This is a genomic window from Pseudomonas sp. B28(2017) (assembly GCF_002113025.1).
In the GTDB taxonomy this organism is placed as follows: Bacteria; Pseudomonadota; Gammaproteobacteria; order Pseudomonadales; family Pseudomonadaceae; genus Aquipseudomonas.
In genome coordinates this window covers 693,473-707,402 of the sequence record NZ_NEJH01000002.1, presented here as the reverse complement: position 1 = coordinate 707,402, position 13,930 = coordinate 693,473, and the positions used below count along the sequence as shown (strand labels likewise).

Annotated in this window: 13 protein-coding genes; 7 read left to right on the top strand and 6 right to left on the bottom strand. The window is 60.1% G+C overall.

The window, feature by feature from the left end; all coding sequences use genetic code 11:
• Positions 1–153: 153 nt before the first annotated feature.
• The 3 genes from CAF65_RS08015 to CAF65_RS08005 are packed head-to-tail and all read right to left on the bottom strand — an operon-like array spanning position 154 to position 3,291.
• On the bottom strand, positions 154–975 hold the full coding sequence (locus CAF65_RS08015; protein ID WP_085715813.1) for a M23 family metallopeptidase: 822 nt from the start codon (positions 973–975) through the stop codon (positions 154–156).
• A gap of 3 nt (positions 976–978) precedes the next feature.
• Positions 979–2,358 (bottom strand): exodeoxyribonuclease VII large subunit, encoded by a 1,380-nt coding sequence (xseA, locus tag CAF65_RS08010; RefSeq protein WP_085715812.1) that lies wholly within the window; start codon positions 2,356–2,358, stop codon positions 979–981.
• Positions 2,359–2,400: 42 nt separating this feature from the next.
• Complete coding sequence (locus CAF65_RS08005) at positions 2,401–3,291, bottom strand: LysR family transcriptional regulator (protein WP_085715811.1); 891 nt, start codon at positions 3,289–3,291, stop codon at positions 2,401–2,403.
• A 99-nt stretch (positions 3,292–3,390) separates the two neighbouring features.
• Here CAF65_RS08005 and CAF65_RS08000 point away from each other — a divergent pair, with 99 nt between their 5' ends.
• Positions 3,391–4,158, top strand: a complete 768-nt coding sequence (locus CAF65_RS08000; protein WP_085715810.1) for a sulfite exporter TauE/SafE family protein — start codon at positions 3,391–3,393, stop codon at positions 4,156–4,158.
• A 154-nt stretch (positions 4,159–4,312) separates the two neighbouring features.
• Here the strand turns inward: CAF65_RS08000 and CAF65_RS07995 are convergent, their stop codons facing one another.
• From CAF65_RS07995 to CAF65_RS07985, 3 genes are all read right to left on the bottom strand, one after another.
• Complete coding sequence (locus CAF65_RS07995) at positions 4,313–4,714, bottom strand: DNA polymerase III subunit chi (RefSeq protein WP_085715809.1); 402 nt, start codon at positions 4,712–4,714, stop codon at positions 4,313–4,315.
• An 8-nt stretch (positions 4,715–4,722) separates the two neighbouring features.
• Positions 4,723–5,151: a DNA polymerase III subunit chi gene (locus CAF65_RS07990; RefSeq protein ID WP_085715808.1), complete on the bottom strand. Its 429-nt coding sequence runs from the start codon at positions 5,149–5,151 to the stop codon at positions 4,723–4,725.
• A gap of 73 nt (positions 5,152–5,224) precedes the next feature.
• Positions 5,225–6,715, bottom strand: a complete 1,491-nt coding sequence (locus tag CAF65_RS07985) for a leucyl aminopeptidase (protein WP_085715807.1) — start codon at positions 6,713–6,715, stop codon at positions 5,225–5,227.
• Between the two features lie 406 nt (positions 6,716–7,121).
• Here CAF65_RS07985 and lptF point away from each other — a divergent pair, with 406 nt between their 5' ends.
• The 6 genes from lptF (at position 7,122) to era (ending at position 13,894) form a co-directional block, all read left to right on the top strand.
• On the top strand, positions 7,122–8,240 hold the full coding sequence (lptF, locus tag CAF65_RS07980) for an LPS export ABC transporter permease LptF (RefSeq protein ID WP_085715806.1): 1,119 nt from the start codon (positions 7,122–7,124) through the stop codon (positions 8,238–8,240).
• Complete coding sequence (gene lptG / locus CAF65_RS07975; RefSeq protein WP_085715805.1) at positions 8,233–9,294, top strand: LPS export ABC transporter permease LptG; 1,062 nt, start codon at positions 8,233–8,235, stop codon at positions 9,292–9,294. The genes lptF and lptG overlap by 8 nt, the downstream gene beginning before the upstream one ends.
• 171 nt (positions 9,295–9,465) lie before the next feature.
• Positions 9,466–11,265 (top strand): translation elongation factor 4, encoded by a 1,800-nt coding sequence (gene lepA / locus CAF65_RS07970; RefSeq protein WP_085715804.1) that lies wholly within the window; start codon positions 9,466–9,468, stop codon positions 11,263–11,265.
• 5 nt (positions 11,266–11,270) lie between these two features.
• Positions 11,271–12,125, top strand: a complete 855-nt coding sequence (lepB, locus tag CAF65_RS07965) for a signal peptidase I (RefSeq protein ID WP_085715803.1) — start codon at positions 11,271–11,273, stop codon at positions 12,123–12,125.
• Positions 12,126–12,309: 184 nt separating this feature from the next.
• Positions 12,310–12,999 (top strand): ribonuclease III, encoded by a 690-nt coding sequence (gene rnc, locus CAF65_RS07960; RefSeq protein ID WP_007973960.1) that lies wholly within the window; start codon positions 12,310–12,312, stop codon positions 12,997–12,999.
• Positions 12,992–13,894, top strand: a complete 903-nt coding sequence (era, locus tag CAF65_RS07955) for a GTPase Era (RefSeq protein WP_085715802.1) — start codon at positions 12,992–12,994, stop codon at positions 13,892–13,894. Before rnc ends, era begins: the two co-directional genes overlap by 8 nt.
• The last annotated feature ends 36 nt before the right edge of the window (positions 13,895–13,930 follow it).

Here is a 13,930-nt window from a genome sequence, read left to right as displayed (position 1 = left end):
GCGCGAGATTGGGGGCAGCCTTGGGTTTTTCTGGTGGCTGGAATGCCGCCTTCGCGGGCAAGTCGAATCGTCGCACCGCCGCTCCGACATGGATTGCGCTGTACTTTTGGGAGCGGGCTTACCCGCGAAGAGGCCATCAGCCTCGCCAAGGATTCAAGGCTGGAATGCGCCGATAAAGATGGCCGGATCCACCCGCGCATCGTTCAGGCTGATGTTCCAGTGCATATGCGGTCCGGTCGCGCGGCCGGTTGCTCCGACTTTTCCGACCACAGCCCCCCGTGCCAGTTGCTGCCCCACTTTCACGTCGATTTTCGACATGTGGCAGAACATGCTGATGAAGCCCTGGCCGTGGTCGACGAACACCGTGTTGCCGTTAAAGAAATAGTTGCCGATCAGGATCACCTTGCCAGCAGCCGGGGTCTTGATCGGTGTGCCGGCCGGCACGGCGAAGTCCAGGCCAGAGTGGGGATTGCGCTCTTCACCGTTGAAAAAGCGTCGCACGCCGAATTTGCTCGACAGCGGCCCGTTCACCGGTTTGTCCAGCAGCAGGTTGCTCGGGGTGTTGGGGCTGAACGTGCGGTAAGCGGCAATCTGCTCGGCCAGTTCTCGCTCGATACGCTTGAGGTTTTCCGGGTCTGGATTGACCTGTTGGGTGTTCTTCAGCGTGATGCGCTGTTCCGGGTATTTCTTGTTGCCAACCGTGAAACCCAGATTACGACTGCCGCTGCTGACCGATTGAGCCCCCGGCTTGACCGTCAGCGGCACGCCGACGATGGCCAGCCAGTTGTTCTGTTCCTTGACGACCAGGACGGGTTTGCCTTGATAGGTGGCTTTTGGCATCTGGGCAGACGTGCCCAGGTCCACTACCGCAACGCCGCCCGGCACCGGTTTGTTCAGCAGGCGGGTGATGTAGCTGTCGGCGTGGGCGTTGACGGTCAGGCACAGCAACAGCAATGGAGCCAGGAAACGCGGCATGGATCAGTCCAGTAAAGAAAGGGTGACAGGTGTCAGGTGATTGTCTTCGACCCGCACTTGCAGTTCGCCTTCGCCCAGCCTGGCCTTCAGGCGCTGGCCGGTATGGGTTTGCTCGGCACTGCGGATGGCGTTGCCACGCTCATCCAGCAAGATGCTGTAACCACGGGCGAGGGTTGCCAGCGGGCTGACCACATGCAATGTCTGCATCTGGCTGTGCAATTGCAGGCGACGGTTCTTCAGTCCCTCGCGGATGGCGCGCGGCAGGCGTTCGGCCAGGCTGTCGAGACGCTGGCGAAGCAGTGCCAGTTGCCGGCCCGGATGTTGTGCGGCCAAACGGGTTTCCAGGCGGATCAAGCGTTCGCGACGAGTGTTGAGGCTGCGCTCGAATGCGCGACGCATGCGCATGTCCAGGTCATCCAGGCGTTGCGCTTGCTGGCGCAGGCGCTCGCCGGGATGACGCAGGCGACGGGAAATGCCTTCCAGGCGTAGGCGGTCGCGCATCAAGCGGTCACGCATGCGCATCACCAAGCGTCGGTGCAGGCTTTCGACCCGCCGCACCAGATCGTTGGAGTCTGGGGCCAGCAATTCGGCGGCAGCGGAAGGGGTGGGCGCGCGAACATCGGCCACGAAGTCGCTGATCGACACGTCGGTCTCATGGCCGACGGCACTGACGATCGGCGTCACGCAGGCATCTACGGCGCGGGCCACGGCTTCTTCGTTGAAGCACCAGAGGTCTTCCAGCGAGCCGCCGCCGCGGGCGAGGATCAGTGCGTCGAAGCCGCGGGCATCTGCCAGTTTCAGGGCACGGACAATCTGCGCGGTGGCTTCGCGGCCCTGTACGGCAGTGGGGATCAGTGTCAACTGCACCTGCGGTGCGCGACGGCGGAACACGCTGATGATGTCGCGGATCACCGCCCCGGTGGGCGAACTGATGATGCCGATGCGTTGTGGGTGGGCTGGCAACGGGACCTTGCGCTCGGCACTGAACAGGCCTTCGGCACTGAGCTTTTCCTTGAGTGCATCGAAGGCCAGGCGCAAGGCACCATCACCGGCCGGCTCCACGGTGTCGAGGATCAATTGATAATCACCGCGCCCTTCGAACAGCGAGACTTTGCCGCGCACCTTGACCGCGAGCCCGTCCTTCAGTGCCTGGCGAACCCGTGCCGCGTTCTGCCGGAACAGCGCGCAACGGACCTGGGCGCTGCTGTCCTTCAGGGTGAAGTACACATGGCCGGAAGCCGGGCGGGCGAGGTTGGAGATTTCGCCTTCGACCCAGATGTTGCTGAACACGTCTTCTAGCAACACCCGTGCGCGGCCGTTGAGCTGGCTGACGGTCAGGACTTCGCGGTCCAGGCCGAGTCTTGCAAAGGGATCTTTAATCATGGAGCGCAGTTTAAAGGCATTCTTCAAGTGAATGCACGACCCCTATATCACCAAATGCTCGAGGAACTGTTGAACCAGTGCCGTCGGGTGTTTGCGGTACGCCAGAGCGACGCTGCTATGACTGCCAGGGTCTGCCAAAGGCAGGAAATGAACGTCGGGTGGCGCAATGTCCTGCATCGATTCCGGCAAGAGGGCGATACCAAATCCCGCTTGGATCAGTTGCAGTTGCGTGGTTTTACGCGACATTACCCGAGCTGCTTTGGGAAAGAAGCCCTGGCGCATGCACAACTCGGCAGACAGGTAGCTAAGACCGCCTCGCTGGGGATGAGGGATGGAAATAAACGCTTCGTCGCGTAGCTGCCCCAGGTTTATCTGCCGCCCGGATTTGTCCCCGGCCAGCCAGTGATCGGGCGGGACTGCCACCAGCAACGGTTCATCGTAGAGCGGGTCGATCTGCACCTCTTCACGCTGACGGAGCACTGGCAGACGCAATAGGCCGATGTCCAGTCGGCCGTCTGCCAACTCTTGCAGCTGCGCCTCGGAAGACAACTGAGCGATGTCCATGGACACGCCTGGATGATGTTCGAGATAACGGTCGACGCTGCGCAGCAGTCGGCCGCTCATGGGCACAGTGCTGGAATGGCTCAAACGTAAGGTGCCGTGTTGACCATTGCCGATCCTGGTGGCCATGTCGCTGGCCTTGATCAGTTCGCTCAACAGGTTTTTGGCACGGGGTAAAAAAGCCTCGCCCGCTGGTGTGAGTTGGGGCCGCCGCGCAGTACGTTCGAAAAGTGGGGTTTGCAGGTGGACTTCCATGTCCTTGATTTGCCGGCTCAGGGCCGACTGGGCGATGAACAGGCGCTCGGCTGCGGCGCCGAAACTGCCGCATTCAGTGATTTCAACGAAGTAACGCAGTTGCCGGATTGAAAGCACAAGGCATGCCTTTTTGAGATGGGTTAGTGACTTTGATGATATTAGTCGCAACGCTCAGCGATGGCTAAAGTCAGCGAACTTAAATAGAGGAGCGCTGCAATGAGCGCATTGACGTTGTTGAGCCAATGGCCTTTCGGCGTAGTGGATTGGCTGGTGATTGGCTTTGGCATCGCCCTGGCCTACATCGTGTTCGGCATCGCCGGTTTCGGCACCGCGCTGGTGGCGGGGCCGATTTTGATTCTGTTCATGCCGCTGTCGAAGATCGTGCCGTTGCTGGTGGTGCTCGATTTTGTCGCGGCATTCGGCAATCTGTTGCCTTCGCGGCGCGATGTGGCGAGGCCGGAGCTGTTGCGGTTACTGCCGTGCATGGCGGTGGGGTGCACGCTGGGGGTGATTTTCCTGCTGAACCTCAAGTCTGACCTGTTGCTGCTGTTGATGGGGGTGTTTATCAGCGCCTATGCGATCTACAGCCTGTGGGTCAAAACCCGGCCAACGCAGTTGTCCGCGGTGTGGGCGCTGCCGATGGGGACGGTGGGTGGAATGTTTGGCGCCTTGTTTGGCAGTGGCGGCTTTCTCTATGCGATCTACTTGAACAGCCGTTTGCCCAAGGAGGCAGCCCGGGCCACCCAGAGTGCATTGATCAGCTGCAGCACAGTGGTGCGTTTGAGTCTGTTTGTTATCGCCGGTGTGTATACCGATCTACCGTTGCTGGTGCTGGCGGTTTGTCTGTTGCCGGCCATGGCGCTGGGGTTGTGGGTCGGTCGACGGCTGACCATGCGCTTGTCCCGCGAGGCGTTCGTGCGACTGGTGACGTGGCTGGTGCTGGCCAGCGGGATCGCATTGATCGGGCGATATTTGAGCACTTGAACTGCATTTTGCTCTCTGTAGGAGCGAGCTTGCTCCGGGCGGCGGTCCGTCGATGGACGCTAACGATAACGCGTGTTTCCTGATACAACGCGTCGCCTTCACGTCCATCGCGAGCAAGCTCGCTCCTACAAAAAGATGCAGTACAACCGATTTCTCAATCGTTGTACTGGCTCAGCAACCGCTCCAGCCGTGCACTGAGGCGGCGTTTGATTTCGGTCTCGATGTGCGGGGCGAAATCGTCTATCACGTCTTGCATGATCAACTGCGCAGCGGCACGCAGTTCGCTGTCCAGGTGCAGCAAGTCATCCGGTTTCTTGCTGGCGGCAGGCGTCGCCGCGCAGGCAGGTTCAACGATGGGGGCAGGGGGGGGCGGTGCCACGGGCGGCGAAGGCTCGCTCACGGCGTCGAACAGCATGGGAATCTGTTCCTGGTCGCCATCCTCGACCGTGTCGGTCAGCAGGGGCGGTTGCAGGTTGTCATCGCCGAGCAATTGGCGGATTGACTCGAGGTCATCCAGCAGGTGCGCGGACTGTTGCAGCGGTTTTGGAGTGTCCATTGGAAGGCTCAGAGTCGCTGTAAACGGTGATCTTGCAGAGGATAGCCCTGTTCGCGGTAGAAGCGGAAACTCTCCCGCGCGGCCTGGCGAATCGTCGGGTCTTCCACCACCACTTCCGCCACGCGGGCGAAACGCCGGGCGAAGGCCGGGACTTTCAGGTCGAGGTTGACCAGCAAATCCTGGTGCTGACCGCAATCGTCCCCCAGACCCAGGACAATCAAGCCATCCGGTTCGCTTTCGACGGGGCTGTGGGGTACGAAGCTTTCACCCTTGAACGTCCAGAGGCGTGCGTCGAGATCGTCACGCTGGGCCGCGTCGCTGCAATGCAGGTAGACACGGTGGCCCATGCGCCAGGCTTTTTCGGTGAGCTTGCAGGCGAAATCCAGGCGTGCCGAAGGATCGGCGCTGGGCAGGATATAGAAGTCGACTTTGGTCATTGCGGTTCCTGAGTCTGGAGCGGCATCACCCGAAAGTGACGCCGTCCTGAGAACGCCCCCTGGCTCATCGGTTTCAGGCCTTGGCGCGGTCCAGCAGGTATTGGGTCAACAGGGGAACCGGACGACCAGTGGCGCCCTTGTCCTTGCCGCCGCTGGTCCATGCGGTGCCGGCGATGTCCAGGTGCGCCCAGTTCAGGTTCTTGGTGAAGCGCGACAGGAAGCAGGCCGCGGTGATGGTGCCGGCTTTCGGGCCGCCAATGTTGGCGATGTCGGCGAACGGGCTGTCCAGCTGTTCCTGGTACTCATCGAACAGCGGCAGTTGCCAGGCGCGGTCGTCGGCGGCCTTGCCGGCGCTCAGCAGTTGGCCGATCAGTTCGTCGTTGTTGCCCAGCAGGCCCGATGTGTGGGAACCCAGGGCGACCACGCAGGCGCCGGTCAGGGTCGCGATGTCGATGACCGCTTGCGGCTTGAAGCGCTCGGAGTAGGTCAGTGCGTCGCACAGCACCAGACGGCCTTCGGCGTCGGTGTTGAGGATTTCCACGGTCTGGCCGCTCATGGTGGTGACGATGTCGCCTGGGCGCGAAGCGTTGCCGCTTGGCATGTTCTCGGCGCAGGCCAGGATGCACACCAGGTTGATCGGCAGTTTGAGTTCCAGCACCGCACGCAGGGTGCCGAACACGCTGGCGGCGCCGCCCATGTCGTACTTCATTTCATCCATGCCGGCGCCCGGCTTGAGGCTGATGCCGCCGGTGTCGAAGGTGATGCCTTTGCCGACCAGCGCATACGGCTTCTCGGATTTCTTGCCGCCGTTGTATTGCATGACGATCAGGCGCGGTGGCTGGGCGCTGCCCTGGCCCACGGCGTAGAACGAGCCCATGCCCAGTGCCTTGATTTTCTTCTCGTCGAGGACTTCGACTTTCAGTTCCTTGAACTCTTTGCCCAGGTCTTTCGCCTGTTCACCGAGGAAGGTCGGGTGGCAGATGTTTGGCGGCAGGTTGCCCAGGTTGCGGGTGAAGGCCATGCCGTTGGCAATGGCGGTGGCGTGGGTCACGGCGCGCTGCACTTCGGCCTGAGCTGCCTTGATGGTCAGCAGGGTGATTTTCTTCAGGGCGCGGGGTTCGGCTTTCTGGCTCTTGAACTGATCGAAGGTGTACTCGCCGTCCACCAGGGTCTCGGCCAGCAGGCGTGTCTTGCCATAGCTGTCGCGGCCTTTGACGACCACTTCATCCAGGGCCAGCACCGCGTCGCTGCCACCCAGGCCTTTCACCGTGTTGAGGATGCCGGCGATGACTTTGCGGAACGGGCGGTCACCCAGTTCGTCGTCCTTGCCCACGCCCACCAGCAGCACGCGCTCGGCCTTGAGGTTCGGCAGGCTGTGCAGCAACAGGCTCTGGCCAACCTTGCCAGCCAGATCGCCGCGTTTGAGCACTGCGCTGATCGCGCCGCCGCTCAATTCGTCGAGTTGCTTGGCAACCGCACCGAGCTTGCGACCTTCGCCAACGGAAACCACCAGCGTGGCGGTCTTCAACGTTTCCGGGTTGACGCTTTTTACAACCAGTTCCATGTCCGGGTCCCTGAATTGATGGTTAGCACGCAAGCGTCCGACAGTGGTCTGCGTCGCTTGCTTGTAAAATAGAAGGCGCCAATACCGATCGGCGACGAAGGCCGCAGTTTGAACCTCGCCAGCGGCGCCTGACAACCCTCAGGCGTACGATTGTAGGAGCAGCCGGTCGACGCTCGAATGCTTGCGAAGAACTCGAGACCGCCGCGGGGTTTCAGGCTTCCCGCGTTATCGTTGACGACCATCGCGAGCCAGCTCGCTCCTACAGGCGTTGCCATGCATTGCGCAGTGACAGGCGCACCCAATCACAGGATAATGCGCCATCTTTTTTCGGCGGCCCTGTCTTGCGGGCTGTCCGATACGTTTGCTTGTTTGGCCGCCTTAGCCTGACAACCCTGGAGTGTCTGGTTTGATCGTCTTCCGTTATCTATCCCGCGAAGTCCTGTTGACCTTGAGCGCCGTCAGTGCCGTGCTGCTGGTCATCATCATGAGCGGTCGCTTCATCAAATACCTCGCCCAGGCGGCCTCGGGCCTGCTGGATCCGGGTTCGCTGTTCCTGATCATGGGCTTTCGTCTGCCGGGCTTTCTCCAGCTGATCCTGCCGCTGGGGCTGTTTCTCGGGATCCTGCTGTCCTACGGGCGCCTGTACCTCGAAAGCGAAATGACCGTACTCTCGGCCACCGGCATGAGCCAGCAACGGCTGGTCTGCTTGACCATGTTTCCGGCCACCCTGGTCGCACTCATCGTGGCGTGGTTGAGCCTGAGCCTTGCGCCACAAGGGGCCAACCAGTTTCAGTTGCTGCTGAACAAGCAGGATGCACTGACCGAATTCGATACCCTGGAGCCAGGGCGCTTCCAGGCCCTGCGTGACGGTACCCGGGTCACCTACACCGAACGCATGACGGATGACCGCGTCAATCTGGGCGGTGTGTTTATCTCGCAAAAGAACATCAGTTCCAACAACAAGGACCGCGGAATTTCTGTCCTGGTAGCGGAAAAGGGGCGTCAGGAGATTCGTCCGGACGGCAACCGCTACCTGATTCTGGATAACGGCTATCGCTATGACGGCAGTCCGGGTCAGGCCGACTACCGGGCGATCAAGTACGACGAGTACGGTGTGTTGCTGCCAAAACCCGACGTCAGTGACGAAGTCACCGACCGTGATGCGATGCCGACCAGTACGTTGATCGGCAGTGAAGACATTCGCATGCGTGCCGAATTGCAATGGCGTATATCGCTGCCATTGCTGGTGTTCATCGTGACCTTGATGGCGGTGCCGCTTTCGCGGGTCAACCCGCGTCAGGGCCGATTCCTCAAATTACTGCCGGCGATTCTTCTTTATATGGGTTACCTGACCATTCTGATCGCCGCCCGCGGCGCCCTCGACAAGGGCAAGATCCCCGCGGCGCTCGGGTTGTGGTGGGTACACGGGATTTTTCTGTTCATTGGCCTGGGCTTGCTCTATTGGGAACCCCTGCGATTGAAGAGGGCGAGTCGCCGCAGCGCGCTGGAGGTGGCCCGTGGTTAAGCTGGATCGCTACATTGGTAGCAGCGTGTTCATGGCGATTCTGGCGGTGCTCGGGATCATTCTCGGTCTGGCGACACTGTTTGCCTTCATCGACGAGATGAGTGAAGTCAGCGATACCTACACCCTGGTCGATGTGCTGAGTTATGTCTTGTTGACCGCTCCGCGCCGGATGTACGAAATGCTGCCGATGGCTGCGCTGATCGGTTGTCTGATTGGTCTTGGCAGCCTGGCCAGCAACAGTGAGCTGACCATCATGCGCGCCGCCGGTGTATCGATCGGCCGGATCGTCTGGGCGGTCATGAAACCGATGCTGGTATTGATGCTCGCCGGTGTGCTGGTCGGGGAGTACATTGCTCCGCCTGCCGAGACCGCCGCGCAAGCCAATCGCTCGCTGGCCCAGGGCAGTGGCGATGCACAAAGCGCCAAGCACGGCCTGTGGCACCGCCAGGGCGATGAGTTCATTCACGTCAACTCGGTGCAGCCCAACGGCATCCTGTACGGCGTGACCCGTTATCGTTTCGATAATGAGCGGCACATGCTGTCGGCGAGCTTCGCCAAGCGCGCCGAGTTCGACACGGATCACTGGCAGTTGACGGACGTCACGACCACGCTGTTCCACGAGCGCAGCACTGAGGTGGTGTCGGTCCCGGTCGAGCGTTGGGCCGTGGCCTTGAGTCCGCAATTGCTGAACACGGTGGTCATGGTGCCGGAGTCATTGTCGATCAGCGGTCTGTGGAGTTATATCCACTACCTGGCGGAGCAGGGGCTGAACAACAGCCGCTACTGGCTGGCATTTTGGGTCAAGGTGTTGCAGCCACTGGTGACCGCCGCCCTGGTGTTGATGGCGATTTCCTTCATCTTCGGCCCGCTGCGTTCGGTGACCCTGGGCCAACGCGTGTTCACCGGCGTGCTGGTGGGCTTCACCTTCCGCATCGTTCAGGATCTGCTGGGGCCTTCGAGCCAGGTATTTGGCTTCCCGCCTTTGCTTTCGGTACTGCTTCCGGCGGGTGTTTGCGCCGTGGCGGGGCTCTGGCTGTTGCGTCGAGCAGGCTGACGGCGGTCATTTTCCGAGCGCTTTGACGATAAAAAACGCCCTTGTCGCAAGACCGGGGCGTTTTTGTAAGTGCCGTCTGACCTGCGAACGTGACGCTTGCGCCGTGGATCAGGTACAATTCCCGGCTATTTTTCGGCGGGCTATGCCTGCAGCCTTTTTGAGTGTTGATCCGTGAGTGATTTGAGTCATATCCGCAATTTCTCCATCATCGCCCACATTGACCATGGCAAGTCGACGCTGGCCGATCGCTTCATCCAGATGTGCGGCGGCCTGGCCGAGCGCGAAATGGAAGCCCAGGTCCTGGACTCCATGGACCTTGAGCGTGAACGCGGGATCACCATCAAGGCGCACAGCGTCACCCTGTATTACAAGGCTCGCGATGGCATCAATTACCAGCTGAACTTCATTGATACCCCCGGCCACGTTGACTTCACCTATGAGGTGAGCCGTTCGCTGGCCGCCTGTGAAGGCGCGCTGCTGGTGGTCGACGCCGGTCAAGGTGTTGAAGCGCAGTCGGTTGCCAACTGCTACACGGCAATCGAACAGGGCCTGGAAGTGATGCCGGTGCTGAACAAGATCGACCTGCCACAGGCCGATCCGGAGCGCGTCAAGGAAGAAATCGAAAAAGTCATCGGCATCGATGCCACCGACGCGGTCACTTGCTCTGCCAAGACCGGCCTGGGCGTCGATGAAGTGCTCGAGCGTCTGGTGACCACCATTCCGGCGCCGACCGGCAACATCGAAGATCCGCTGCAAGCGTTGATCATCGACTCCTGGTTCGACAACTACCTGGGCGTTGTCTCCCTGGTTCGCGTTCGCCACGGCCGCGTGAAGAAGGGCGACAAGATTCTGGTCAAGTCCACCGGCAAGGTCCACCTGGTGGACAGCGTCGGTGTATTCAACCCGAAACACACCCCTACCGCCGACCTGAAGGCCGGTGAAGTGGGCTTCATCATCGCCAGCATCAAGGACATTCACGGTGCGCCAGTGGGCGACACCCTGACCTTGAGCTCGACGCCGGACGTCGACGTGCTGCCGGGGTTCAAACGCATCCAGCCGCAGGTTTACGCCGGTCTGTTCCCGGTCAGCTCCGATGACTTCGAAGACTTCCGCGAGGCGCTGCAAAAGCTCACCCTCAACGATTCGTCGCTGCAATACACTCCGGAAAGCTCCGACGCACTGGGCTTCGGCTTCCGTTGCGGCTTCCTCGGCATGCTGCACATGGAAATCATCCAGGAGCGCCTCGAGCGCGAATACAACCTGGACCTGATCACCACGGCGCCGACGGTAATCTTCGAACTGCTGCTCAAGACCGGCGAGACGATCTACGTTGATAACCCGTCCAAGCTGCCGGACCTGTCTGCCATCGAAGACATGCGCGAGCCGATCGTGCGCGCCAATATTCTTGTGCCGCAGGAGCACCTGGGTAACGTCATTACCCTGTGCATCGAAAAGCGTGGCGTACAGGTCGACATGCTGTTCCTCGGCTCTCAGGTACAAGTGACCTACGACCTGCCGATGAACGAAGTGGTTCTGGACTTCTTCGACCGCCTGAAATCCACCAGTCGCGGCTATGCTTCTCTGGACTATCATTTCGATCGTTACCAATCGGCCAGCCTGGTGAAACTGGACGTGCTGATCAACGGTGACAAGGTCGACGCCCTGGCGCTGATCGTGCACCGTGACAATTCGCACTACAAAGGTCGCCAGTTGACCGAGAAGATGAAGGATCTGATTCCGCGGCAGATGTTCGACGTGGCAATTCAGGCCGCCATTGGCGGGCAGATTGTGGCGCGGACAACCGTCAAGGCGCTCAGAAAGAACGTATTGGCCAAATGCTACGGCGGTGACGTCAGCCGTAAGAAAAAGCTGCTGGAAAAGCAAAAGGCCGGTAAGAAACGCATGAAGCAAGTCGGCAACGTGGAAATTCCACAGGAAGCCTTCCTTGCAGTGCTCAGGTTGGATAGTTAGGTCCTATGTCACTAAATTTCCCGCTGTTGCTGGTCATCGCCGTATTTGTCTGCGGCCTGTTGGCGTTGCTCGATCTGTTGATCCTGGCCCCGCGTCGGCGTGCGGCCATCGCTTCCTATCAGGGCAGCGTCAGCCAGCCTGACATGGTCGTGGTCGAGAAGCTGAACAAAGAGCCGCTGCTGGTTGAATACGGCAAGTCGTTCTTCCCGGTGTTGTTCATCGTGCTGGTGCTGCGTTCGTTCCTGGTGGAACCGTTCCAGATTCCTTCCGGCTCGATGAAACCAACCCTGGATGTCGGCGACTTCATTCTGGTGAGCAAGTTTTCCTACGGGATTCGCTTGCCGGTGATCGACAAAAAAGTCATCGAAGTCGGTGATCCGCAGCGCGGTGATGTCATGGTGTTCCGCTACCCGAGCGATCCGAACGTCAACTACATCAAACGTGTGGTTGGCTTGCCGGGCGACACGGTCCGTTACACCGCCGACAAGCGTCTGTTCGTCAACGGTCAATCGATTGCCGAACAGCTGGTCGGCTCCGAGCCGGGCACGCTGGGCAGCGCTGAGCTCTACAAGGAAAAACTCGGTGCGGCCGAGCACATGATCCGCAAGGAAATGAGTCGCTACCGCGCAATGCCGGACCATTCGTGGATCGTGCCGGCCGGGCACTACTTCATGATGGGCGACAACCGCGACAACTCGAACGACAGTCGCTACTGGGATGATCCGAGCATTCCCAAGGATCTGCTGGGCATGGTTCCCGACAAGAATATCGTCGGCAAGGCTTTTGCGGTCTGGATGAGCTGGCCGGAACCCAAACTCAGTCACCTGCCGAATTTCTCGCGGGTTGGCCTGATCAAGTAATCAAACACGGCGCTGTTGAACACAGCGCCGAATGCATTTCTGGAGTCGACAGATTCGACGCCGCAAGCATGAAGCCAATGATATTCAGGACGTTATTTTTGAACACAGCGTTAATTGTCCCAAGCCTGCGCCGCCTCACGGCGATGGCAGTGCAATCCAGCCACGAACTCAGCGTGGGTAAACCGTGAGCGTCTCCTTAAGCCGTCTAGAGCGTCAGCTCGGCTACACCTTCAAGGATCAGGAACTGATGGTCCTGGCCCTGACTCACCGCAGTTTTGCCGGGCGTAACAACGAACGCCTGGAGTTTCTCGGTGACGCTATCCTCAATTTCGTCGCCGGCGAGGCGTTGTTCGAGCGCTTCCCGCTGGCTCGCGAAGGCCAGTTGTCGCGTTTGCGCGCGCGTCTTGTGAAAGGTGAGACCCTGGCCGTACTGGCCCGTGGTTTCGATCTGGGCGAATACCTGCGCCTGGGTTCCGGCGAGCTGAAAAGCGGCGGCTTTCGTCGCGAGTCGATTCTGGCCGATGCCCTGGAAGCGCTGATCGGTGCGATCTACCTCGATGCTGGCATGGAAGTGGCCCGCGAGCGTGTGCTCGCCTGGCTGGCCGGAGAGTTCGAAGGCTTGACGCTGGTCGATACCAACAAGGATCCAAAGACCCGCCTGCAAGAGTTCCTGCAGTCCCGTGGTTGTGAGCTGCCGCGTTACGAAGTGGTGGATATCCAGGGGGAACCGCATTGCCGAACGTTCTTCGTCGAATGCGAAATCATCTTACTGAATGAAAAAAGCCGAGGTCAGGGTGTGAGCCGTCGTATTGCCGAACAGGTAGCGGCCGCCGCAGCACTGATTGCCCTGGGTGTGGAGAATGGCAATGACTGATACAAACGCAACTCGCTGTGGCTATGTTGCCATCGTCGGCCGTCCGAACGTGGGCAAGTCCACGCTGCTGAACCACATTCTGGGTCAGAAGCTGGCAATTACCTCGCGCAAACCGCAAACCACCCGCCACAACATGCTCGGTATCAAGACCGAGGGCGATGTACAGGCGATCTACGTCGACACCCCCGGTATGCACAAGGGTGGCGAAAAGGCCCTGAACCGCTACATGAACAAGACCGCTTCGGCGGCGTTGAAAGACGTCGACGTGGTGATTTTCGTGGTCGACCGCACCAAGTGGACCGACGAAGACCAGATGGTTCTCGAACGCGTCCAGTACGTGACCGGCCCGCTGATCGTCGCGCTGAACAAGACCGACCGCATCGAAGACAAGGCCGAGCTGATGCCGCACCTGTCCTGGTTGCAGGAACAGCTGCCAAACGCGCAGATCATGCCGATTTCCGCGCAGCACGGGCACAACCTCGACGCGCTGGAGCGGGTGATTGCCGAGCAGCTGCCGGAAAACGATCACTTCTTCCCGGAAGACCAGATCACCGACCGCAGCAGCCGTTTCCTCGCCGCCGAGCTGGTGCGCGAGAAAATCATGCGTCAGATGGGCGCCGAGCTGCCGTACCAGATCACCGTTGAAATCGAAGAGTTCAAGCAGCAGGGCAAGACCCTGCACATCCATGCTTTGATCCTCGTCGAACGCGATGGCCAGAAGAAAATCATCATTGGCGACAAGGGCGAGCGCATCAAGCGCATCGGCACCGAAGCGCGCAAGGACATGGAGCTGCTGTTCGACTCCAAGATCATGCTCAACCTATGGGTCAAGGTTAAGGGTGGCTGGTCCGATGACGAGCGTGCGTTGCGTTCGTTGGGTTATGGCGACCTGTAACACACCGCAGGCCCCCCTGTAGGAGCGTCGACCGGC

Excerpts from the sequence above, each read along its gene's own strand:
- CAF65_RS08015 (WP_085715813.1), bottom strand. The coding sequence starts at position 975 with ATGCCGCGTTTCCTGGCTCCATTGCTGTTGCTGTGCCTGACCGTCAAC.
- xseA (WP_085715812.1), bottom strand. The coding sequence starts at position 2,358 with ATGATTAAAGATCCCTTTGCAAGACTCGGCCTGGACCGCGAAGTCCTG.
- CAF65_RS08000 (WP_085715810.1), top strand. The coding sequence starts at position 3,391 with ATGAGCGCATTGACGTTGTTGAGCCAATGGCCTTTCGGCGTAGTGGAT.
- CAF65_RS07995 (WP_085715809.1), bottom strand. The coding sequence starts at position 4,714 with ATGGACACTCCAAAACCGCTGCAACAGTCCGCGCACCTGCTGGATGAC.
- CAF65_RS07990 (WP_085715808.1), bottom strand. The coding sequence starts at position 5,151 with ATGACCAAAGTCGACTTCTATATCCTGCCCAGCGCCGATCCTTCGGCA.
- CAF65_RS07985 (WP_085715807.1), bottom strand. The coding sequence starts at position 6,715 with ATGGAACTGGTTGTAAAAAGCGTCAACCCGGAAACGTTGAAGACCGCC.
- lepB (WP_085715803.1), top strand. The coding sequence starts at position 11,271 with ATGTCACTAAATTTCCCGCTGTTGCTGGTCATCGCCGTATTTGTCTGC.
- era (WP_085715802.1), top strand. The coding sequence starts at position 12,992 with ATGACTGATACAAACGCAACTCGCTGTGGCTATGTTGCCATCGTCGGC.